General features: G+C 70.7%; 19 protein-coding genes. 3 read left to right on the top strand and 16 right to left on the bottom strand.

Features of this window, described 5'->3' with window-relative positions; genetic code table 11:
• Positions 1-90: 90 nt before the first annotated feature.
• From M1E25_RS19290 to rpsD, 7 genes are all read right to left on the bottom strand, one after another.
• On the bottom strand, positions 91-930 hold the full coding sequence (locus tag M1E25_RS19290) for a shikimate dehydrogenase (RefSeq protein WP_251417303.1): 840 nt from the start codon (positions 928-930) through the stop codon (positions 91-93).
• A 42-nt stretch (positions 931-972) separates the two neighbouring features.
• The gene (mltG, locus tag M1E25_RS19285; RefSeq protein WP_251417301.1) at positions 973-2778 is read right to left on the bottom strand and encodes an endolytic transglycosylase MltG; all 1806 of its coding nucleotides are present in this window, start codon (positions 2776-2778) and stop codon (positions 973-975) included.
• Between the two features lie 127 nt (positions 2779-2905).
• Entirely contained in the window at positions 2906-3370 is a 465-nt protein-coding gene (gene ruvX, locus M1E25_RS19280; RefSeq protein WP_251417411.1) for a Holliday junction resolvase RuvX, read from the bottom strand.
• 23 nt (positions 3371-3393) lie between these two features.
• A complete protein-coding gene (alaS, locus tag M1E25_RS19275; protein ID WP_251417299.1) occupies positions 3394-6063 on the bottom strand; it encodes an alanine--tRNA ligase in 2670 nt (889 codons plus the stop codon).
• Positions 6063-6383, bottom strand: a complete 321-nt coding sequence (locus M1E25_RS19270) for a DUF6167 family protein (protein ID WP_251417298.1) — start codon at positions 6381-6383, stop codon at positions 6063-6065. Before M1E25_RS19270 ends, alaS begins: the two co-directional genes overlap by 1 nt.
• A 7-nt stretch (positions 6384-6390) precedes the next feature.
• Positions 6391-6831 (bottom strand): DUF948 domain-containing protein, encoded by a 441-nt coding sequence (locus tag M1E25_RS19265; protein WP_251417409.1) that lies wholly within the window; start codon positions 6829-6831, stop codon positions 6391-6393.
• Between the two features lie 218 nt (positions 6832-7049).
• Positions 7050-7661, bottom strand: coding sequence for a 30S ribosomal protein S4 (rpsD, locus tag M1E25_RS19260; protein WP_251417295.1), 612 nt, complete (start codon positions 7659-7661; stop codon positions 7050-7052).
• A 55-nt stretch (positions 7662-7716) separates the two neighbouring features.
• Here rpsD and M1E25_RS19255 point away from each other — a divergent pair, with 55 nt between their 5' ends.
• A complete protein-coding gene (locus M1E25_RS19255; RefSeq protein WP_251417294.1) occupies positions 7717-8631 on the top strand; it encodes a DUF2470 domain-containing protein in 915 nt (304 codons plus the stop codon).
• A gap of 51 nt (positions 8632-8682) precedes the next feature.
• Here the strand turns inward: M1E25_RS19255 and M1E25_RS19250 are convergent, their stop codons facing one another.
• The 4 genes from M1E25_RS19250 to M1E25_RS19235 form a co-directional block, all read right to left on the bottom strand.
• Positions 8683-10107, bottom strand: a complete 1425-nt coding sequence (locus M1E25_RS19250; protein WP_251417292.1) for a replication-associated recombination protein A — start codon at positions 10105-10107, stop codon at positions 8683-8685.
• A gap of 76 nt (positions 10108-10183) precedes the next feature.
• Complete coding sequence (locus M1E25_RS19245) at positions 10184-10834, bottom strand: vitamin K epoxide reductase family protein (protein ID WP_251417290.1); 651 nt, start codon at positions 10832-10834, stop codon at positions 10184-10186.
• 209 nt (positions 10835-11043) lie between these two features.
• Positions 11044-12306: a histidine--tRNA ligase gene (hisS, locus tag M1E25_RS19240; protein ID WP_251417288.1), complete on the bottom strand. Its 1263-nt coding sequence runs from the start codon at positions 12304-12306 to the stop codon at positions 11044-11046.
• An 11-nt stretch (positions 12307-12317) separates the two neighbouring features.
• Positions 12318-13031 carry an MBL fold metallo-hydrolase gene (locus tag M1E25_RS19235; protein ID WP_251417286.1) on the bottom strand — a complete coding sequence of 238 codons (714 nt, stop codon included), beginning with the start codon at positions 13029-13031 and terminating at the stop codon, positions 12318-12320.
• 146 nt (positions 13032-13177) lie between these two features.
• Here M1E25_RS19235 and M1E25_RS19230 point away from each other — a divergent pair, with 146 nt between their 5' ends.
• Positions 13178-14011: a peptidylprolyl isomerase gene (locus M1E25_RS19230; protein ID WP_251417284.1), complete on the top strand. Its 834-nt coding sequence runs from the start codon at positions 13178-13180 to the stop codon at positions 14009-14011.
• Positions 14012-14284: 273 nt separating this feature from the next.
• Positions 14285-15514: a DUF349 domain-containing protein gene (locus M1E25_RS19225; RefSeq protein WP_251417282.1), complete on the top strand. Its 1230-nt coding sequence runs from the start codon at positions 14285-14287 to the stop codon at positions 15512-15514.
• An 84-nt stretch (positions 15515-15598) separates the two neighbouring features.
• On the opposite strand, the gene M1E25_RS19220 is transcribed toward M1E25_RS19225, so the two are convergent.
• The 5 genes from M1E25_RS19220 to yajC form a co-directional block, all read right to left on the bottom strand.
• The gene (locus M1E25_RS19220; RefSeq protein ID WP_251417279.1) at positions 15599-18175 is read right to left on the bottom strand and encodes a RelA/SpoT family protein; all 2577 of its coding nucleotides are present in this window, start codon (positions 18173-18175) and stop codon (positions 15599-15601) included.
• A 211-nt stretch (positions 18176-18386) separates the two neighbouring features.
• Entirely contained in the window at positions 18387-18932 is a 546-nt protein-coding gene (locus M1E25_RS19215; RefSeq protein ID WP_251417277.1) for an adenine phosphoribosyltransferase, read from the bottom strand.
• The gene (gene secF / locus M1E25_RS19210; protein WP_251417276.1) at positions 18929-20041 is read right to left on the bottom strand and encodes a protein translocase subunit SecF; all 1113 of its coding nucleotides are present in this window, start codon (positions 20039-20041) and stop codon (positions 18929-18931) included. The genes M1E25_RS19215 and secF overlap by 4 nt, the downstream gene beginning before the upstream one ends.
• A gap of 1 nt (position 20042) precedes the next feature.
• The gene (secD, locus tag M1E25_RS19205; protein ID WP_251417273.1) at positions 20043-21863 is read right to left on the bottom strand and encodes a protein translocase subunit SecD; all 1821 of its coding nucleotides are present in this window, start codon (positions 21861-21863) and stop codon (positions 20043-20045) included.
• Between the two features lie 166 nt (positions 21864-22029).
• Positions 22030-22527: a preprotein translocase subunit YajC gene (yajC, locus tag M1E25_RS19200; protein ID WP_251417271.1), complete on the bottom strand. Its 498-nt coding sequence runs from the start codon at positions 22525-22527 to the stop codon at positions 22030-22032.
• Between the last annotated feature and the right edge of the window lie 160 nt (positions 22528-22687).

The following is a 22687-nucleotide window of genomic DNA, read 5'->3' as shown; positions in this document are numbered from 1 at the left end:
CCCGGTGCGCGGCCCGGCCCGCTTTTCCCCGATCCTCCCATGTCCGGGGCCTGATTCCGACGCGGGTCCAGCAGACGGACGGCGTCCCGGTCAGCCCGCGGAGCGTGCCGCCAGGGCCCGCATTCCCGCCGCGCGCATGGCCGCCAGCGGCGCGGGCGTGCGGCCCGTCATCAGCTCGACCTGAAGGACCGCCTGGTGCACCAGGAGGTCCAGGCCGCCGACCACGGCTCCGCCGCGCGCCCGCCAGGCAGCGGCCAGCGGGGTCGGCCAGGGCTCGTACAGCACGTCGAAGAGCGTTCCCGGCCGTTCCGGGACGGCGGCCGCGAGCGGGTCGGTCGTCCCGGCGGGAGTGGTCGCGATCACCAGCGGCGCGTCGAACGCCGCGGCGGCATCCGTCCAGTCGGCGATGCGCACGGGCACGCCCAGACGCTCCCCCCACCGCCGCATCTCATCGGCCCGGGCGCTGGTGCGCACGTGGACCGTCACCTCGCCGGTGCAGATCCGGGCCAGCGCCGCGAGTGCGGAGGAGGCGGTGGCGCCGGCGCCGAGCACGGCGGCCCGGTCGACCTTCTCGATGCCGCGTTCGCGGAGAGCCGCGGCCATCCCGGGGATGTCGGTGTTGTCACCGACCAGGCGTCCGGAAGGGCCGAAGACGACGGTGTTGACCGCCTCCACCGCGGCCGCCGTGTCGCTGATGCCGTCGAGCAGCGGGATGACCGCCCGCTTGAGCGGCATGGTCAGCGAGAGTCCGGCCCAGTCGCCCGGAGGGAGTTCCGCGAGGAAGCCCGGCAGGGCCGCCTCGTCCACCTCGAAGCGGTCGTACGCCCAACCGGTCAGCCCCAGCGCCTCGTAGGCCGCCCGGTGCAGCTCCGGCGAGAGGGAATGCGCGATCGGCGAGCCGAGGACGGCCGCCCGTCGCTGTTCCACCATCAGTTCCTCGTTGTGCTGTCGTGCGCGCCGCCGGCCGGCGGGTCAGCCGTCCCGCCGGCTCCTGTTGAACTCGCGGACGAGCTTGTTGTGCTCCTCCAGCGTGTCGGCGAACTTGGTCTTGCCCTTGATCGAGACGAAGTAGTACCAGGAGCCCCGCTCCGGGTGGATCGCCGCGTTCACCGCTTCGTCGCCGGGGTTGCCGATGGGGCCGGGCGGCAGGCCCTTGTAGAAGTACGTGTTGTACGGGTGGTCGTAGGTCCGGAGCTCGTTCGGGTCGAGATCGATCTTGCTCTGGCCCTTGAGGTAGTTGTACGTCGAGTCGAACTCGAGACGCCCGTTGGTCTCGGTGTTGCCCGCCTTCAGCCGGTTGTAGACGACCCGCGCCATCTTGCGGAAGTCGTCGTGGGTCATGCCCTCGGCCTGGACGAGGCTCGCCACCGTGACGAGCTCGAGCGGCGAGTCGAGCCCGAGCTTCTTCGCCTCCTGCACGACGCCCTGCTGCTCGTACTGCTTCGTGGCCCGCTGGACCATCTGGCGCAGCACGTCGGCCGGCTTCGAGCCCTCGGCCGCGTCGTAGCGCGAGGGGAAGAGGAAGCCCTCGAGGGGGTCCATGGCCTTCCGGTTGCCGGCCGCCCAGCGCGGCAGACCGAGGGAGCCGGCATCCGACTTGGCGACCTTCTTCGTCGTTCCGGCCTTGACGCCGAGCTTGTCGTCGATCGCAGCGTAGACCTGGGAGGCGCGCATGCCCTCGCGGATGATGAGGGCGTTCATGGCCGCCGGGTCGGTCATCATCTCGACCGCTGCCTCGGCGGACATCCTGCGGTGCAGCGTGTAGATGCCCGACTGGATTCCACGGCCCTTGGGGGTGTCGGCGGCCTCGACGAAGGCGTCGACGCTCTTCACCACGCCCTTGCTCTTCAGAATCCGGCCCATCCCGGCCAGGCTCGTGTCGCTCGGGATCTCGATCTGCACGCTGCCCGAGCCGTCACCGGAGTAGTCGGGGGCGTCCGCGAAGCGGCTCTCCCAGAACTGGTAGCCGAACCAGCCCGCGCCCCCGACGCCGCCGACCAGCACCGCACCGACCAGCAGGCAGGCCAGACCGCTGCGTCGTCCGGGCTTCGACGGGCCGTCGCCCCGGCCGCCACGCAGCCTCGGACGGCACCGGCGGTCCGGAGCGTCCTCGTCCGCGTAGTGATCGTGTTCGTCACGGTCCTGGCGGAAGAAGGCGTGCTCGGGCTCGTCCGGTTCGTCGTCCCAGCCGTCCGCCTCGGCGCCCCCGGGCCGCTGCGGCGGATGGGGCTGCCGGGGCTCCTCGGGCCGGATGTGCGGCATCTCCTGCGTGCCGTAGCCGGTGTGAGGGTTCTGCTCGAACGGGCCGGGGCCTCCGGCCGGACCGCTGCGCATCTGCTGCGGCTGCTGGTAGCCGTACGACTGGCTGTAGGGGTCGGGGTGACCGTGGTCGGTTCCGTAGGGATCCGGCTCCTGCCGGCCGTACGGGTCCCCGGGCCCGGGCGCGTGACCCGTGGCCCCGCCCGGCGAGGGATCCCAGCCCTGGGACTGCTGCTGGTACTGCCGGCCCTGCCCGGTGTACTGGGCGGCCTGGCTGTTCCACTGCCCCGTGTCCCACTGGCCGGTCTGCGCGGCGTCCCACTGGCCGGTCTCCCACTGCCCCGTGTCCCACTGACCGCCCTGGGGGTAGTGCTCAGCCTGGGGATACTGCCCGCCCTGGGGGGCGTAGGCATCCGGGCCGTGCGCGGCCTGCTGCTGGCCGTGCCACCCCTGGTCCCCGTACAGCGGGTCCTCGGGATGCCACGGTTCGGAGCCCTGGCCCCGGCCATACTCAGTCATCGATCCCCTAGAGAGAGCCGCGAGGCGGCTCTCGTCGCACGGCACACATGCCCGGGCCACCTCGTTCCGCACGGCAGTTGATCGATTCGAACGCCGCCGCGCCGCCGGGAACGTTACCGTATCGCGATCAGATGACCACTTCGACGTCCTCGCCCGGGGGCCGACCCGAGCTGCGCTCCGTCTCGAGGGCGTTCTGAAGGATCACCACGGCGGCCGCCTGGTCGACGACCGATCGGCCCTTCCGGGAGCCGACGCCGGACGCCCGCAGGCTCTGCGCCGCCGTGACGGTGCTCATGCGCTCGTCCACCAGCCTCACCGGTACGGGCGCGATGGTCCGTGCGAGTGTGCTCGCGAACGCCCGCACCTTGGCCGCGGCCGGCCCCTCGCCACCGCTGAGCGAGCGGGGCAGGCCGACCACGACCTCGAGGGGTTCGTACTCCTCGACGATCGCGGCCAACCGGCGGTGGGCGGCCGGGACATCGCGTCCCGGCACCGTTTCCACCGGGGTGGCGAGGACCCCGTCGGGGTCGCACGAGGCGACCCCGATCCGGGCGTCCCCCACGTCCACGGCGATCCGCCGGCCGCGCCGCATCGACTGCTCCGTCACCGGCTCGTTCACGCCTTCTCGGCGACCAGGCGCTCCACTGCGGCCACGGCCTCGTCGACGGCGCCCGGGTTCTGCCCGCCGCCCTGAGCGACGTCGTCCTTGCCTCCACCGCCGCCGCCCAGGGTCTTGGCGGCGGCACGGACCAGTTCGCCGGCCTTGATGCCCCGCTCCCGGGCGCCCTCGTTGGTGGCGATCACCGTCAGCGGCCGGCCGTTGGTCACGGCGAACAGGGCCACGACGGCCGGCCGGCCGCCCTGGATCCGACCGCGCACGTCGAGGACGAGCTTGCGCAGGTCGTCGGCACCGGTGCCGTCCGGAAGCCGTCCGGTGACCAGAGCGGTCCCGTGGACGTCCCGGGCACCCTCGGCCAGGCCCGCAGCGGCCTGGAGGACCTTTTCGGCGCGGAAGCGCTCGATCTCCTTCTCGGCGTCCCGGAGTTTCGTGAGCATTCCGGAGATCTTCTCCGGCAGCTCCTCGGGCCGGCCCTTGAGCAGATCGGTGAGCTGCGAGACGACCGTGTGTTCGCGGGCCAGGAAGTTGTAGGCGTCGACGCCGACCAGCGCCTCCACCCGGCGCACGCCGGAGCCGATGGACGACTCGCCGAGCAGCTTGACGAGGCCGAGCTGCGAGGTGTTGTGCACGTGGGTGCCGCCGCACAGCTCCTTGGAGAAGTCACCGATCGTGACGACGCGGACCCGGTCGCCGTACTTCTCGCCGAACTCGGCGATGGCACCCTGCTTCTTGGCCTCGTCCATGCTCATGACCTCGGCGCGCACGTCGAGTTCACGCGCGAGGACCTCGTTGATCTTCTGCTCGACGTCGGTGAGCACCCCGCCGGGCACGGCGGACGGCGACCCGAAGTCGAAGCGGAAGCGTCCCGGAGAGTTCTCCGAACCGGCCTGCGCGGCGGTGGGACCGAGGGCGTCCCGCAGCGCCTGGTGGGTGAGGTGGGTGGCGCTGTGGGCACGGGCGATAGCCCGGCGGCGGGTCACGTCGATGTGCGCGTGGGCCGACGAGCCGACGGTGACCTCGCCGACCTGGACGACGCCCTTGTGCACGCTGACGCCCGGCACCGGCTGCTGCACGTCCCGGACCTCGACGACCGCGCCGTTCTCGAGCCTGATCCGGCCGGTGTCGGCCAACTGGCCGCCGCCCTCGGCGTAGAACGGTGTGCGGTCGAGGACGATCTCCACCTCGTCGCCCTCCAGGGCGGCCGGCGACGGCACGCCGTCGACGAGCAGACCGACGACCGTGCACTCGCCCTCGGTGTCGGTGTAGCCGGTGAAGACGGTGGATCCGGAGGTGTCGGCGACCTCCCGGTAGGCGGACAGGTCGGCGTGGCCCTGCTTCTTGGCCTTGGCATCGGCCTTGGCGCGCTCCCGCTGCTCCTTCATCAGGCGGCGGAAGCCCTCCTCGTCCACGGTCAGGCCCTGTTCGGCGGCCATCTCGAGGGTGAGGTCGATGGGGAAGCCCCACGTGTCGTGCAGCAGGAACGCCTTGTCGCCCGGCAGCACCCCCGAGCCGCCGGCCTTGGTCTCGGACACGGCCGTGTCGAGGATGTTGGTGCCGGTCTTCAAGGTCTTGAGGAAGGCGGCCTCCTCGCCGAGCGCGACGGTCTCGATCCGCTTCCGCTCGGTGAGCAGTTCGGGATACTGCTCGCCCATCATCTTGATGACGGTGTCGACGAGTTCACCGACGACGGGCCCCGTGGCGCCGAGCAGGCGCATGTTGCGGATGGCCCGGCGCATGATGCGGCGCAGGACGTAGCCGCGGCCCTCGTTGCCCGGGGTCACGCCGTCGCCGATGAGCATGACGGAAGTCCGCAGGTGGTCGGCGATGACGCGCAGGGACACGTCGGTGTCGGCGGCGCTGCCGTAACGGACCCCGGTGAGCTCCGTGGCCTTGTCCATCACGACGCGCAGGGTGTCGGTCTCGTACATGTTGTGGACGTCCTGCAGGATCATCGCGAGGCGCTCGAGACCGAGGCCGGTGTCGATGTTCTTGCTCGGCAGTTCGCCCAGGATCGGGAAGTCGTCCTTGCCGGAGCCCTGCCCGCGCTCGTACTGCATGAAGACCAGGTTCCAGATCTCCACGTAGCGCTCGTCGTTGACGGCGGGGCCGCCCTCGGCTCCGAACCCGGGGCCGCGGTCGTAGTTGATCTCGGAGCAGGGGCCGCAGGGACCGGGAACGCCCATCGACCAGTAGTTGTCGGCCATGCCCAGGCGCTGGATGCGCTCGGCGGGGACACCGACGACGTCGCGCCAGATCTGTTCGGCCTCGTCGTCGTCCTTGTAGACGGTGACCCAGAGCCGCTCCGGGTCCAGCCCGTAGCCGCCGTCCTCCTGGGAGCTGGTGAGCAGCTCCCAGGCAAGCTTGATGGCGCCTTCCTTGAAGTAGTCGCCGAAGGAGAAGTTGCCGCACATCTGGAAGAACGTGCCGTGCCGCGTGGTCTTGCCGACCTCTTCGATGTCGGGCGTACGCACGCACTTCTGCACGCTGGTGGCCCGCGGGGCCGGCGGTTTGACCTCGCCCAGGAAGTAGGGCTTGAAGGGGACCATGCCCGCATTGACGAGCAGCAGGGTCGGGTCGTCAGCGATGAGCGACGCCGACGGCACGACGGTGTGCCCCCGCTCCTCGAAGAAGCGCAGCCAGCGGCGACGGATTTCAGCCGACTCCATCAGTGGTCCTCATTCCGGTTGTACGTGTGCTTCTGGGTGAGCGGGGCGGGGCGGGGCCGTGCGACGAGTTCCCGCTCGTGCTCGGTTCCGGCCCCGGCCTCGAGGCCGAGCGCTTCGTTGAGCTCCCCCTCGCGCTGAGCCATGCCTGCGCGGACGTCGAGCGCGAACTCCTTGATCCGGTGTCCAGCTTCGACGGCCTTGTCGGCCGCCTGGGCGGCCAGACTCTCGGGGGTGAGCCGGCGCAGCCTGCTCTGGACCTTCGTGGTGGCCCACACACCGGCAGCGGCGCCCGCGGTGAACCAGAACGTACGGCGGAACATCGCTCTCTCAGTCCTTCTTGCCCCGGTCGCGCCTGCTGCCGCGCCGGGCCGATGGCAGTGTGCGTCCCACGATCACGGTACGCCGCGGGGACGGGACGGGTGCGTCCTTGCGGCCCAGGGCCCGGCGAACGCCGTAACCGAAGGCCGCGACCTTGACGAGCGGACCGCCGAAAGTCGATGCGACGGTGGTGGAGAGCGCCGAGGCGTTGGAGGTGACCTCCTGGACATCGGTGGCGATCGCGTCGACCCGCTCAAGCTGGGTCTGCGCCGTGCGCACCGTCGCGGATGCCTCACCGAGCAGCGGGACCGCCTGCTCCGTCACGTCGGCCACCAACTTGGTGGTCGCCTTGAGGACTTGGGCGAGCCGCACCAGCACCACGGCGAGGAATGACACCAGGATCGCCCAGAAGACGGCCACGAGGATCCCGGCCACCTCTCCACCGGACACCATCCACCGCTCCCTGTGATCGATTCGGCCGCCGCGTTCAAGGGCGGCCGGATCTCCGGGCCGGTCGGCGGCAGGTATCGACCTTATCGCGCCTGTGCGAGGGGCCCGTACCGGATTACCACCCGGCACCCGGGCGGCACGGACCGGGCGGCGACGCACGAGTCCGCCGCACCCCCCCGGGGGGTGCGGCGGACCGGTGGGACGCGGGCACCGGACGTTCAGCGCGCGTAGTACTCGACGACGAGCTGCTCGTCGCAGATCACCGGGACCTCCTTGCGGTTCGGGTCCCGGTCGAGCCGGAAGGCGAGCGCCTTCAGGTTGACCTCGAGGTAGCGCGGGGTCTCGCCGTCGGGCGCGTAGCCGCCCTCGCGGGCCACCTGGAAGGGGTGCTTGTCACGGCTGCGCTCGCGGACCATGACCACGTCGTCCGGGCGGACCCGGAACGACGGCTTGTCGACCTTGCGGCCGTTGACCTCGATGTGGCCGTGCACCACCATCTGGCGCGCCTGGTAGACGGTGCGGGCGATACCCGAGCGCAGGACGAGCGCATCCAGACGGCGCTCGAGCTCGATGATCAGAGCCTCGCCCGTCTTGCCCTCGACCTTCCGGGCACGGTCGTAGGCGCGAACCATCTGACGCTCGCTGATGTCGTACTGGGCACGCAGGCGCTGCTTCTCCAGCAGCCGGACCTTGTAGTCGCTGTTCTGCTTGCGGCCGCGGCCGTGCTCGCCGGGCGGGTAGGGGCGTGCCTCGAAGTACTTGACGGCCTTCGGGGTCAGCGCAATGCCGAGCGCCCTCGACTTCTTGACCTTGGGACGCGACTGGTTCACGTGGAACGATCCTCCATGTAAATTAGGTGAGGCTTACCTTAGCGGAGGAGAACGCATGTTTCGACCTGGGACCCCCGCGACCGGCGCCGCCGGAACACCGGCGTGCGGCTCGGATGCGGGTCAGCCGCGTCCCGCGGAAGACGCCGGACGGCCCTCGGCCGCCGAGCGTGTACGAACCCTCGTGGAGTCCGACGCCTCCGCGGTGCTCGTTGTTCCCGGAGCGGAACCGGTGGAACACCTGGCGGGGACGCCCGTGGCACGCACCGTCGCTCCCGACGGAAACGTGCTCCTGCTGGTGCCCGGGGACTCCCCCGCGGCTCGCGCCGCGACCCACGCACAGGACGACGACGTGGTGGCCGTGATGGAGGTCACGGACGTGGCGCCGGTCGCCGTACCCCATCGTATCCGCGGCCGCGCCCGGGTCGGCGGGTGGCTGACGCCGGTGCGCGACCGGGCCGAACGCGAGGCCGGTGCGGCGCTGCCGGCGAAGCGGACTGCGGCCGCTGCGGCGGTCGCGGCCGAGGCCCCGACCGCTCCGGGGAGCGGCTGGATGCTGCTGCGGCTCGAGGTGGGTGAGGCGAACATCGACGACCTGCGGGGAGCGGGCGATGTCGAGGCGGACGAGTTCGCCGCGGCCGGCCACGATCCTTTCGTCCACCACGAGACGGAGCTGCTCCAGCACCTGGCCTCGGCGCACGGCGACCTGATCCGGGGCCTGTGCACCCTGCTCGACCGACCCGGTGCGACCACCTGCGCCGCGGACGAAACGGCGGTTCCGGTGGCCCTGAACCGGTTCGGACTGCGGGTCCGTTTCTTCGGCCGGTCCGAGCGGCCGGAGGACAACACCGTGGACCTCCGGGACCGGCCCGTCTTCGACGCCCGCTTCGACTTCCCCGAACCGGTCCGGGACCTCCCCGCCCTGCGCCGGGCCCTGCACCGGCTCCTCGACGGCGCGGCCCGGGCGGGCTGAGTCCGCGCGGCATCCCCGGTCGCTGCCTGCCGTACCGGGCCGGCTGACCCGTCAGGTGCCGGACTGCCGTCCGCTGTCACCGGCCGGGTCCGCAGCCCCGGCGCTGTCACCGTCGCCCTCGGGAGCCCCACCACGGCCCAGCCGTTCACGGACCCGCTCCAGCACGTCGGCATAACGGGCCTCGGCGCCGTAACGGGTCGGTTCGTAGTAGCGCCTGCCCCGCACCGCGTCGGGCGCGTACTGCTGCTGGGCGATGCCGCCCGGCACGTCGTGCGGGTACACGTACCCCCGCGCATGACCGAGCTTCTGCGCGCCCTTGTAGTGGCCGTCGCGCAGGTGCGGCGGCACGGGGCCCGCATGGCCCGCCCGGACGTCGGCCAGAGCCGCGTCGATCGCCAGATAGGCGGCGTTGGACTTCGGCGCGAGAGCAAGCGCGACTGTCGCCTGACCGAGGGCTATGCGCGCCTCGGGAAAACCGATCAGCGCCACGGCCTGAGCGGCTGCGACGGCGGTCTGCAGCGCCGTGGGGTCGGCCATGCCGATGTCCTCGCTCGCCGAGATCATCAGACGCCGGGCGATGAACCGGGGGTCCTCGCCCGCCTCGATCATGCGGGCCAGGTAGTGCAGGGCGGCGTCCACGTCGGACCCGCGGATGGACTTGATGAGCGCGCTGGCGACGTCGTAGTGCTGGTCGCCGTCCCGGTCGTACGTCACCGCGGCCCGGTCGACGGACTCCTCCAGCGTGCGCAGCGAGACCTCCTGCTCGCCGCGGGCGATGGCCGAGCCCGCCCCCGCCTCCAGCGCGGTGAGCGCACGACGGGCGTCTCCGCCGGCGATCCGCAGCAGGTGCGCCTCGGCGTCCTCCGGCAGGCGGACGGCGCCGCCGAGCCCGCGCTCGTCCCCGACCGCCCGGCGCAGCAGGGAGCGCAGGTCGTCGTCGGTGAGCGGCTCCAGCGTGAGCAGCAGTGAGCGGGAGAGCAGGGGCGAGATGATCGAGAAGTAGGGGTTCTCGGTGGTCGCCGCAACAAGGGTCACCCAGCGGTTCTCGACGGCCGGGAGCAGCGAGTCCTGCTGGGCCTTGCTGAACCGGTGGATCTCGTCGAGGAACAGCACGGTCTCCTTGCCGTACCCACCCGATGCCCGCCGTGCGCCGTCGATGACCGCGCGGACCTCCTTGACCCCGGAGGTGATCGCGGACAGCTCCACGAAACGCTTGTTGGTGGCCTGACTGACCACATAGGCCAGGGTCGTCTTGCCGGTTCCCGGAGGGCCCCAGAGGATCACGGACGAGGCGCCGGCCGGTCCGCCCGCACCCTCGCCGACCAGGCGTCGCAGCGGCGCTCCGGGTCTCAGCAGATGCTGCTGGCCCACGACCTCGTCCAGGGTGCGGGGGCGCATGCGCACGGCCAGCGGGCTGCCTGCCGGGTCCTTCTCCTGGCGGTCCTCGGCGGCGGCGGTGAACAGATCGGGCTCCACGCAGAGAAGCCTATGGCACCGTTCCGACAGTCCGGTGGGGTGCCGGATCAGGCTCGGGCCGGGTGGGTCCGCCCGGTCAGCCGGTCCAGAACGACCACCAGCGGGTCAGGACGAGCATTCCGATCACGCCCACCCAAAGCACCGGGGGCACCCAGTGGAACTCGGTCAGCGTCCGCCGCAGGCCCTCGGGAGCGGGAAGGACCCGGTTGCGGACGTTGTGCACGGTCACATAGCAGAACATGACGATGGTGGCGACCCAGGCCAGGCAGCACCACAGGCACAGCGAGCCGATGACGTACAGCGACTGGTACTGGAGCCAGCTGCAGAAGCCCACGCCGAACAGCGTGCCGGCGTTGAGACCGAGCCAGTACCAGCGGCGGTAGCGTGCGCCGGCGAGGAGACCGAGGCCGATACCGATCACCACGCCGTAGGTGGCCAGGCCCAGCCAGGGGTTGGGAAAGCCGAACGCCTTGGCCTGCGCGCTCTCCATGATGTTGCCGCAGGAGACGATCGGGTTGAGGCTGCAGCCGGGGGTGAAGGTCTTCCCCTCGAGCTTCGCCTCCATGATCTTGAGCTTGTCGAGGGTGATCACCCAGGCGGCGAGCAGTCCGGCGGCGCCCGTGATCACCAGCAGCCATCCGAAGCCGCGGCTGCTGCCGATGGTGGCCGGGGTGTCGTCCCCCCGTTCACCGTCGGTGGACACGTCGTCAAGCGCTGTCATCGTCATAGTGCCGTTCCGTCGCTCCCGAGAAGATGGCCGCCCTGCCGGGCACGAGGCACATTGTGCCCCAGGGAGACCGGTCACCGGGAGTTGTCCACCGGACGAGGGACCGGCTCGGCACGGTGTTGCCGTCCGGGCTCTTCGGGGCCACCGCACAGCGCAGTGCCCGGACGGCGACGGCCGTCCGGGCACTGCGGTGCGACGGTACGGCGTGCTCAGGCCAGCCGGCGGGAGAGCTCGGCCACGACCTCGTCCAGCGCGACCGGCTGCTGCTCGCCCGTCTCGAGGTCCTTGAGCTGGACGCTGCCCTCGGCGAGGTCCCGCTCGCCGGCGACCACGGCGTACCGCGCGCCCGACCGGTTGGCCGATTTCATCGCGTTCTTGAGGCCCTTGCCGCCGAACGCGAAGTCCGCGGCGATCCCGGCCCGGCGCAACCCGGTGACGATGCCGAACAGGGCACGCCGCGCATCGTCGCCGAGCGGTACCGCGAACACCTGCGTGGCGGACGGCAGTCGGAGTTCGACTCCCTCGGCCTGCAACGCGAGAACCGTGCGGTCCACGCCGAGCGCCCAGCCGACGGAGGGCAGCGCCGGGCCGCCGATCATCTCCGACAGACCGTCGTAGCGCCCGCCACCGCCGACCGCGGACTGCGAGCCCAGGCCGTCGTGGACGAACTCGAAGGTCGTGCGCGTGTAGTAGTCGAGACCGCGGACCAGCTTCGGGTCGTCCTCGAACTCGACACCTGCCGCGAGCAGGAGTTCACGCACCGTGTCGTGGTACTCCTTGCACGCCTCGCACAGGTGGTCGCGCATCATCGGCGCACCGGCGAGCTGCTTCTGCACCGAGTCGCGCTTGTCGTCGAGCACCCGCAGCGGATTGATGTCGATCCGCTTGCGGGTGTCGTCGTCGAGGTCGAGCCCGCGCAGGAAGTCCTGGAGCGCGGCGCGGTAGACCGGGCGGCACTCCTGGTCGCCGAGCGAGTTCAGCAGCAGCCGGAAGTTCTTCAGGCCCAGCGAGCGGTATGCGTCCACCGCCAGGATGATCAACTCTGCGTCGAGCGCGGGGTCCTGAGCCCCGATGGCCTCGGCGCCGACCTGCGAGAAGTGGCGGTAGCGGCCCTTCTGCGGCCGCTCGTAGCGGTAGTAGGACCCGGAGTACCAGAGCTTGACGGGCAGGTTCCCGAGTTTGTGGAGGTTGGCCTCCAGCGCGGCACGCAGCACGGAGGCGGTGCCCTCCGGGCGCAGGGCGAGCTCGTCGCCGCCCTTGGTGGTGAGCGTGTACATCTCCTTGGTCACGATGTCGGTGGACTCGCCGACACCGCGGGCGAAGAGCTCGACGTTCTCGAAACCGGGGGTCTCGATGTAGCCGTACCCCGCGCGCCGGAGCGGGGCGGAGATCATCTCGCGCACCGCCAGATAGTTCGCGGAGTCCGGCGGAAGCAGGTCGTAGGTGCCCTTGGGGGCCTTGAAGGTGCTCACGGGAGAAGTCGTCACATTCCTCGTCGCGGAGCGGCGCTTCCGCCGCTTCCGAGGCCGGCCGCCACCTCCCGCAGAAACGGGTTGGTGGCGCGCTCGCGGCCGATGGTCGTCTGGGGGCCGTGGCCGGACAGCACCACGGTCGAGTCGTCGAGCGGCAGGCACACCCGGCCCAGCGAGGCGAGCATCTCGGTGTGGTCGCCGCCGGGCAGGTCGGTGCGTCCTATGGAGCCGGCGAAAAGCAGGTCGCCCGAGAAGAAGATCGACGGCACGTCGGCGCTCTCGGGCAGCCTGAAGGTCACCGACCCCTTGGTATGCCCCGGTGCGTGCGTGACACCGAACCGCATGCCGGCAAGGTCCAGTTGGGCACCGTCCGCAAGCTCCTGGACGTCGTCGGGTTCGCCCACCGTCAGCTCGCCCATCAGCGGCTGCCCGATCGACCGGCCGAGCGCCTTCTCCGGGTCGCTCATCATGTAGCGGTCCCGTGGGTGGATCCAGGCCGGCACGTCGTGCGCGCCGCAGACCGGCACCACGGAGGCCACGTGGTCGATGTGTCCGTGGGTGAGGACGACGGCGACGGGCTTGAGCCGATGCTTCGCGAGTGCCTCTTCGACGCCCTGGGCCGCCTGGTGCCCCGGATCGATGATCACGCACTCCTCGCCGGCGGCGGGGGCGACCAGGTAGCAGTTGGTCCCCCAGGCCCCGGCGGGGAACCCGGCAATGAGCACGTTCGCCCTCAGCTTTCGTCCGGATCAGGAATCTGAGCAGATCAGAGCCTACCGGCGGTGCCCTGCGGACGGCGAACCCGTATACGGTACGCCTCGACGCAGCAGGCGGCCCGAAGGCCCGCACACGACGCGACAGGAGGGAACCGGTGGTCACCAAGGACCAGCGGCGACGGCAGCTCGCCAGGGAGAAGTTCCTGCGGCAGCAGGAACGCCGCACAGCGCAGCGCAGGAAGGCCCACCGCCGGAACGCCGCGATCGCCGTCGGCCTCGCCATCGCCCTGGGCGCGGGGGTGTTCGCGTACGCCACCGACGTCTTCCGGGACGACGAGGGGAAGAAGGACAACGCGGCGCCCGAGGCGTCCCCCTCGGGCAAGCCCGCCGACCCCTGTGCGAGGCCGGCCGCGGGGAAACCGAGCGGCGAGCAGTGGAAGAAGGAGCCGGCCCTCAGCGTCGACCGGACCGCGTCGTACATCATGCGACTCGAGACCACCTGCGGCGACATCGGCATCACGATGAACGCGACCAAGGCCCCGCACACGGTCAACTCCTTCAACTTCCTTGCCGGACAGGGCTTCTTCGACCACACCAAATGTCACCGTCTGACGACCGGCGGCATCTACGTCCTCCAGTGCGGCGACCCCGAGGGCACCGGCCGGGGCGGTCCCGGTTACACGATCCCGGACGAGAACCTCAAGGACCCGAGGCTGAAGGGCAAGGTCTACCCGGCGGGCACGGTCGCCATGGCCAACCAGTACAACGCCCGGACCGGCCAGGGCCGGAACAGTGGCGGCAGCCAGTTCTTCCTCGTGTACAAGGACAGCCGGCTGCCGCCCGACTACACGCCGTTCGGCACCGTCACCGGTGGCAAGGACGTGCTGAAGAAGATCGCGGACGCCGGGGCCGCACCCCCCGACGCCGCGCAGAACACTGCGCCCAACGCGACCGTGGTGATCGACCGGGCGACGGTGCGCACGTCCTGAGCCCGAGGTGGGGGCTGGTTTTCGCTTGCTCAAGGATGCGGACAGCCGCACCGCCGTTCGCCTATGTTGGGCGGTGTACAGGGGTGTCGGCGCCGACGGCCGCCGCCTTCGTGCGCGGACCTTGGGGACCGGCGGTTCGCCGCCGGTCCCCCGCGGACAAGTCCGCGCGGTGCAGCCGACTGTCGGACCGGCCGGGGCGACGCCCTGCCGGAAGAACTGTGGACGATGCCCACGGGCCCAGCGCTCGTGCAGGCATCATGTGGAGGAGGCGCTGTGAGCAGCGACCCATGGGGACGCGTCGACGAGACGGGGACCGTGTACGTGCGGACGGCCGAGGGCGAGAAGGTCGTCGGATCGTGGCAGGCGGGATCTCCGGACGAGGCCCTTGCCTACTTCGAGCGCAAGTATGACGGCCTGGTCGTGGAGATCGGTCTTCTCGAGCGCCGGGTGAGGACGACCGACCTGTCGTCGAAGGATGCGACGACCGCCATCGAGCATCTGCGCGCACAGGTGGACGAGGCGCACGCGGTCGGTGACCTCGAGGCCCTCGGCAAGCGGCTGGACAAGCTCGAGGCCGGCGTCGCGGAACGCCGGGAGGAGCGCAAGGCGGCCAAGGCCAAGCAGTCGGCCGAGGCCCGCCAGGCCAAGGAGCAGCTCGTCGCCGAGGCCGAGGAGCTGGCCGCGAGCGAGCAGTGGCGGGTGGCCGGCGATCGGCTGCGGGCGCTCGTCGACACCTGGAAGGGCCTGCCGCGCCTGGACCGGAAGACCGACGACGAGCTCTGGCACCGTTTCTCGCATGCCCGATCGGCGTTCTCGAAGCGGCGCAAGGCCCACTTCGCGGCGCTGGACGCGCAGCGCGAGGAGGCCCGCAGGACCAAGGAGAGGCTGGTCACGGAGGCCGAATCGCTGTCCGATTCCACCGACTGGGGCCAGACCGCCGCCCGCTATCGCGAGCTGATGACCGAGTGGAAGGCCGCGGGCCGCGCCCAGCGCGAGGCCGAGGAGGACCTGTGGAACCGCTTCCGGGGCGCCCAGGACGTCTTCTTCCAGGCGCGCAGCGCGGTCTTCGCCGAACGTGACTCGGAGCAGCGGGAGAACCTGGCCCGCAAGGAGGAACTCGCTCTCGAGGCCGAGAAGCTGCTGCCGGTGACCGATCTGAAGGCGGTTCGCGCCGCATTCCGTTCGATCAACGAACGCTGGGAGGCCATCGGTCACGTGCCGCGCGACGCCCGGCCGAAGGTCGAGGGCCGGATGCACACGGTGGAGCGCGCGATCCTCGAAGCCGAAGAGGCCGAGTGGCGCCGTACCAACCCCGAGGCCCGGGCCCGCGCCGCGGGGCTGACCGGCCAGCTGCAGGACGCGGTCGACAAGCTGCGCACGCAGGTCGACGCGGCGCGTGCGGCCAGCAACAACACCAAGGCCGACAAGCTGGCAAAGGAACTCGAGGGCCGCCAGGCGCTCCTGGACCAGGCACTCAAGGGCCTGCAGGAGTTCGGCGGTTGAGCGCGTGCCGCGTCCTCACGGCGCGGCGCACGGCGGTGGCCCCGGTGCTCGAAGCACCGGGGCCACCGCGGTGACCGGTCCTGGTCAGGCCCTGCGGGCGGAGGTCACGCGATAGACGTCGTAGACGCCCTCCACGCCCCGGACCGCACGGAGCACGTGACCGAGGTGTTTGGGATCGCCCATCTCGAACGTGAAACGCGAGACCGCGACCCGGTCCCGGGAAGTCTGGACGGCCGCCGACAGGATGTTCACGTGCTGGTCCGACAGGACCCGTGTGACGTCCGAGAGCAGCCGGGACCGGTCGAGCGCCTCCACCTGGATGGCTACCAGGAAAACGGACGACTGGGTGGGCGCCCACTCGACTTCGAGGATGCGTTCGGGCTGGCGGGAGAGCGAGTCCACGTTGACGCAGTCCGCCCGGTGCACCGAGACGCCGCTGCCCCGGGTGACGAACCCGATGATCGGGTCGCCCGGGACGGGGGTGCAGCAGCGGGCCAGCTTGACCCACACGTCCTCGACGCCCTTGACCACGACACCCGGGTCGGAGCTCGAACGGCGCTTGGTACGACGCTGGATGGGCGGTGTGGTCTCGGCGATGTCCTCGTTGGCGGCGTCCTCGCCGCCGAGGGCCTGTACCAGCTTCTGCACCACGTTCTGCGCGGAGACGTGGCTCTCGCCGATGGCCGCGTAGAGCGAGGAGATGTCCGGGTAGCGCATCTCGTGCGCGAGGGTGACGAGGGAGTCCCCGGTGAGGATGCGCTGGATCGGCAGGTTCTGCTTGCGCATGGCCCGCACGATGGCGTCCTTGCCCTGCTCGATGGCCTCGTCGCGCCGCTCCTTGGAGAACCAGGCGCGGATCTTGTTGCGGGCGCGTGGCGACTTGACGAAACCGAGCCAGTCGCGGGACGGTCCCGCGCCGGCCGCCTTGGAGGTGAAGACCTCCACCAGGTCGCCGTTGTCCAGAGTGGACTCCAACGGTACGAGGCGGCCGTTGACGCGGGCTCCTATCGTCCGGTGCCCGACCTCGGTGTGGACCGCGTAGGCGAAGTCGACCGGGGTGGCTCCGGCCGGAAGCGCTATGACATCGCCCTTCGGCGTGAAGACGAAGACCTCGTTGCGGGAGAGGTCGAAGCGCAGCGACTCGAGGAACTCCCCGGGGTCCTCCGTCTCCTTCTGCCAGTCCAGCAGCTGGCGCAGCCAGGCCATGTCGTTGAACGCGTCGTCCTTGCCGGTCCGCTTCGGCACGTCGGTACGCACCTTCGAGGCTCCGGCGACCGCCTCCTGCTTGTACTTCCAGTGCGCGGCGATGCCGTACTCCGCGCGCCGGTGCATGTCGAAGGTGCGGATCTGCAGCTCGACCGGCTTGCCGCTGGGCCCGATGACCGTCGTGTGGAGCGACTGGTACATGTTGAACTTCGGCATCGCGATGTAGTCCTTGAACCTCCCGGGTACCGGGTTCCACCGCGCGTGGATGGTCCCGAGCGCCGCGTAGCAGTCGCGGACGGTGTCGACGAGGACGCGGATGCCGACCAGGTCGTAGATCTCTGCGAAGTCCCGGCCGCGGACGATCATCTTCTGGTAGACGGAGTAGTAGTGCTTCGGCCGGCCGGTGACGGTCGCCTTGATGCGGGCCGCCCGTAGGTCGCCCTGCACCTGGTCGGTCACCACAGCCAAGTACTCGTCGCGCTTGGGGGCGCGTTCGGCGACGAGTCGTACGATCTCGTCGTACATCTTCGGGTAGAGGATCGCGAAGGCGAGGTCCTCGAGCTCCCACTTGATGGTGTTCATGCCCAGGCGGTGCGCCAGCGGGGCGTAGATCTCGAGGGTCTCGCGGGCCTTCTTCTCCTGCTTCTCCCGCTTGAGGTAGCGCATGGTGCGCATGTTGTGCAGCCGGTCCGCGAGCTTGATGACCAGCACCCGGGGGTCCCGGGCCATCGCGACGACCATCTTGCGGACGGTCTCGGCCTGGGCGGCCTCGCCGAACTTGACCTTGTCCAGCTTGGTGACGCCGTCGACGAGCAGCGCGACCTGGTCGCCGAAGTCGCGGCGCAGGGTGTCGAGTCCGTATTCGGTGTCCTCGACCGTGTCGTGCAACAGGCCCGCCATGAGCGTCGCGGGGTCCATACCCAGTTCGGCGAGGATCGTCGTGACCGCGAGCGGATGCGTGATGTAAGGGTCGCCGCTCTTGCGCTTCTGGCCCCGGTGCCAGCGCTCGGCGACCTGATAGGCCTGCTCGATCTGGCGGAGCGTGGCGGCCTCGATCTTCGGGTCGTTACTGCGGACGATGCGCAGCAACGGCTCGAGCACGGGGTTGTACGGGCTGGAGCGCTGCACGCCCAGCCGGGCCAGCCGGGCGCGCACGCGGTTCGACGAGCCGGTGCGGCCGGGCGTGGGAGCGGCGGGCGGGGACGTACGGCCCGGCCGCGGCCTCGCCGCAGCGTCGGCCGGCGGCGTGGGAGGGGCGGTGGACCCTGCAGGAAGGGGCTTGTCCACGGAGACGGGAGTGGTCCGGGGCTCCGCCGCGTCGGCTCTGTTCTCGGCAGGCGGGCCCGTTACCGGTGCAGCCGGCGCAGTCGGTGCTGCCGGTGCCTCGGCGGTCTGCGGATCCGGTTGCTCCCCCGGACGGGTCCTGGGGGAGAGCGGCTGGGCCTTGTCTGGCAAGAGCACTCCTCAGTGGGCCCCTCCTCACCGCGGGCGCGCGAGGAGAGTTGTTCCGGCCCCCGGTCAGGCCCGGAATCCCCATGGTATCGATCCCGGCATCACACGCCGTGCCCGGTCGCCGTACGAGCAGTCCCGATCACACCCCGAGGCGGGAACCCGGTGCTTCCGGGCACCCGCCTCGGGGCGATGTGCTGCTGCGGCCGTCGGGGGATCAGACCGTGATCAGAGCCTCCAGGGGCGCTCCGCCGAGTTCCTCCGCCAGGCGGAGGCGCCCGTTCAGGAAACCCAGTTCCATGAGGACCGCCACGCCCGCGACGTCGGCGCCGGCCCGGCGGATGAGCTGCAGCGAGGCCCCGGCGGTGCCGCCGGTGGCGAGCACGTCGTCGATGACCATGACGCGGTCGCCGGCGTTCAGGTCCTCGGCGTGCACCTCGATCTCGGCGGTGCCGTACTCGAGCTCGTACGCCTGGGCGAGGGTCGCTCCGGGGAGCTTGCCCGCTTTGCGCACGGGGACGAACCCGAGACCGGCCCGCAGGGCGGCAGGTGCGGCGAGGATGAAGCCGCGGGCCTCGAGCCCCACCACCTTGGTTGCGCCGTGCCGGGTGCAAAGCTCCGCGAGGCTCTCGGTGAGCGCCCCGAAGGCGGCGGGGTCGGCCAGCAGCGGAGTGATGTCCTTGAACATCACCCCGGGCTTGGGGTAGTCCGCGACGTCCCGGATCCGTTCCAGCAGCAGGTCCCGCACCGGTATGGCCGTCATCGGCGGCCGCCCGAGGGCCCGCCGCGGCCACGGTTGCGGGCCGGGGGCTGGTACCGGGGACGGACCACCGAGGTGCCGTTCTCCTCGTACTCGCCGTCCTCCCGGTCCTGCTGTTCCGCCCCGTCCGTCTCACCCTTGGCGGCGGCAGAGGCCCGCTTGGCGCGCACCCGCTTGGCCAGGGCCTTCATCTGCGGCTGGCGCTCCTTGAGGTCGGCGACCAGCGGGGTGGCAATGAAGATCGATGAGTAGGCGCCGGCCGCGAGACCGACGAACAGCGACAGCGAGATGTCGTTGAGCATGCCCGCGCCGAGGAAGCCGCCCCCGATGAAGAGCAGGGCGGCAACCGGCAGGAGCGCCACCACCGTGGTGTTGATGGACCGCACCAGGGTGCCGTTGAGGCTCCGGTTGGCGACCTCGCTGTAGGTACGGCGGGCCTGCTTGGTGATGCCCCGGCTGGCCTCCTTCAGTCCGTCGAAGACGACGACGGTGTCGTACAGGGAGTAACCGAGGATGGTCAGCAGGCCGATGACCGTACCGACGGTGACCTCGAACCCGACGAGCGAGTAGATGCCGACGGTGATCGTGAGGTCGTGAATGAGCGCGATCAGTGCGGCCAGCGCCATCCGCCACTCGAAGGCGATGGCCAGGTAGATCACCACCAGGAGCATGAAGATGCCGAGGCCCAGCCAGGCCTTGTTGGCGATCTGCTCGCCCCAGCTCGGGCCGACGAGGTCGGCGTTGATCTGGGACGCCGGGATGTCCAGGTCCTGGGAGAGCTTCTGCTTGATCTGGTCCGACTTGGCGGTGTCGACCTCGCTGATCTGGATCCGCAGGCCGCCGTTGCCGAGTTCCTGCACCAGTGCGGCGTGGCCGGAGGCCCGCTCCGCGAACTGCTCCGCCTGGCCCACCGAGACGCTGGCCTTGGGAGTGGTGAAGACCGCACCGCCGGAGAACTCGATGCCCATGTTGAGGCCGCGCACCGCCAGGCCCACGATGGCCGTGATGGTGATCAGGATCGAGATGCCGTACCAGATCTTGCGCTTGCCGACGAAGTCGTAGCCGACCTCACCGCGGTAGAGCCGGGCGCCCAAGGTGCCGAGTCGCGACATCTCACGCCTCCTTCGGGTCGGTCGGGGCGGCAGGACGACGGCGGCCGCGCAGCGGCGGCCTGGCACCCAGGCGCGTCGGGTCGAGGCCGGACCACGGATGCCCGCTCGAGAAGAACTTCCGCTTGGCGAGGATCGTCATCAGCGGCTTGGTGAAGAGGAAGACGACCACGACGTCGAGGAGCGTGGTCAGACCCAGGGTGAAGGCGAAGCCCTGCACCTTGCCCACCGTTGCGATGAACAGCACCGCGGCGGCGAGGAAGGACACGAAGTCCGCGACCAGGATGGTGCGCCGGGCCCTCGGCCAGCCGCGCTCGACGGCCGGGCGCAGGCTGCGGCCCTCCCGGATCTCGTCCCGGATGCGCTCGAAGTACACGATGAAGGAGTCGGCGGTGATCCCGATCGCGACGATGGCACCGCACACGGCCGGGAGGTTCAGCGCGAAGCCGATGGCCGGGCCGAGCAGCGTCATGATCGTGTACGTCATCGCCGCCGAGACCAGGAGGCTCAGGATCGCGATGAGCGACAGGCCCCTGTAGTAGATGACCAGGTAGAGCACGACGAGGGCGAGGCCCAGGGCGCCGGCGACGAGTCCGGCGTGCAGCTGCTCCCCGCCGAGGGCCGGGGAGACGGTGGTGACGTTGGACTCCGTGAAGGTCAGCGGCAGGGCGCCGTAGGACAGCACGTTGGCCAGGTCACTCGCGGACTGCTGGGTGAAGCTTCCGGAGATCTGGGCGTTGCCGCCGGTGATCGCGGAGGAAACGCTCGGTGCCGAGACCACCTCGTTGTCGAGGACGATCGCGAACTGGTTGTTCGGCGGCTGCTGGGCAGCGAGCTTGCCGGTCACGTCGGCGAACTTGTCGGCGCCCTTGGAGTTGAAGTCCAGCGTGACGATCCAGCCGGCACCGGACTGCTGGTCGAAGGCGGCCTTGGCGTCGTCGACGTCGGTTCCGCTGACGCCGGCCGGCCCGAGGGCGTACTTGGCCTTGCCCTGCTCGTCGCAGGCGACGGTGGGCTCACTGGGCTTGACGCCCAGGCCGGCCTCGGCGCGTGCCTTCGGGTCGGCGCAGTTGAGCGCGTCGAGCTTCTTCTTCAGCTCGGGCGGGATGTTGGCGCCCGGCGTGGGCTGCGGGGCGGGGGTCGCGGCCCCGGACGGCGCGGGCGAGCCCGTGGGCCGGGCGGAACCGCTGGGGGCGGCCTTCGACGGCGCGGCCTGCGGGGACTTCGAGGCGTCGGCCTTCAGCGCGTCGGTGACGGCGCGGCCCTGCGTGGTGCTGCTCGGTGCCGGCGCCGAGGCGCTCGGTCCGTCCGAGGGCTTGTCCGTGCCGGTGGCCTTCTCACCGCTGCCGGCCTTCCCCTTGTCCCCGGCCTTGCCCGCGGGGGATTCGGAGGGCTTCGGCTTGGGCGCCGGAGTGCCGGGCGCGATGGTGAGCACCGGCCGGAAGTACAGCTGCGCCGTGGTGCCGACCTGTTCCCGGGCCTGCTTCTCGTTCGTCCCCCGGGGGATGTTGACGATGATGTTCCGGTCGCCCTGGGTCTGTACCTCGGCCTCGGAGACGCCCAGCCCGTTGACACGCCGCTCGATGATGCCGACGGCCGTGTTCATGTTGGTCGGGTTGATCGCGTTCTTCTGGCCCGGCTGTTCCTTGGCACTGAGCGTGATGCTGGTGCCGCCGGCGAGATCGATGCCCAGTCGGGGCGTGGTGTGACCGGAGAGGAACATCCCCCCGGTGAGGGCGACCAGGGCGATCGCGATGAGCGCCAGAGCACGCCCTGGCCTGCTCTGACCCCCCGAGGACCGCCGGCCCTTCTTCGGTGCTGCCACCTTCTTGTTTCTCCCTGTCCAACCGCCGCGCGTCGGCTGTCGCGGGCGGCCACGAAGTGATGTGGGGACGTGCCCCGCCGGAGCCTAGACCGTCAGGCAACCGCGGTGCGTCCGGGGGCGGTCGCAGCAGGATGGCACACCCGGACGCTCGCGGTTCTCGGGAGGTCTACTTCGCGTCGGTGCCGCCGTCGTCCTTCTTGCCGTCCTCGGCCCGGTCGGCGGCCTTCGGCGCGTCGGTCTGCTCGGCGCCGGCGGCCGGAGCGGCCTGGTCCCCGGCCTCGGACTTGCCGAGGTCGATCCGGGCGGCATCGTCCGCGTCATCGGTCAGCGAGGAGGCGTCGTCCGGGACGACCGGCTCGTCGGTCTTCTGCACGGCCGGGTCGATGCCGTGCACGATGCGGTTGTACTCCTCGTCCTCCAGGACGGCGCCGACGGCGTTCTTCGCGTAGACAGCGTGCACGCCCGGGGCGACCTCGAGGAGGATCGTGTCGTCGTGGATCTCCTTGACGGTGGCGTACATGCCCCCGATCGTCCGGATACCGGCGCCCGGCTGCATCGAGTCACGCATCTGCACGGCCTGCCGCTGCTTGTTCTTTGCCGAGCGGGTCATGAGGAACATGACGCCGATGATCAGAACGAGCGGGAGGAGGGTCACAATATCCACGGCCGGAAATCCTTCGCACGACCGCGCATGGCGGCCTGGTGAGCGGGTATGGGCAAGGCCGTCCGGGAGGGGACGGCATCGGCGGAGTCTAAGGGAGTCCGCGTATCAGGAACAACGCCCAGCATGTCACCGGGGTTCCTGCCCGGGCGAGTACCCGCGC

The organism is Streptomyces meridianus (assembly GCF_023703325.1).
GTDB classification, from domain to species: Bacteria; Actinomycetota; Actinomycetes; order Streptomycetales; family Streptomycetaceae; genus Streptomyces; species Streptomyces meridianus.
The sequence above is the reverse complement of the archived record's forward strand: the minus strand, read 5'-3'. Positions and strand labels throughout refer to the sequence as shown.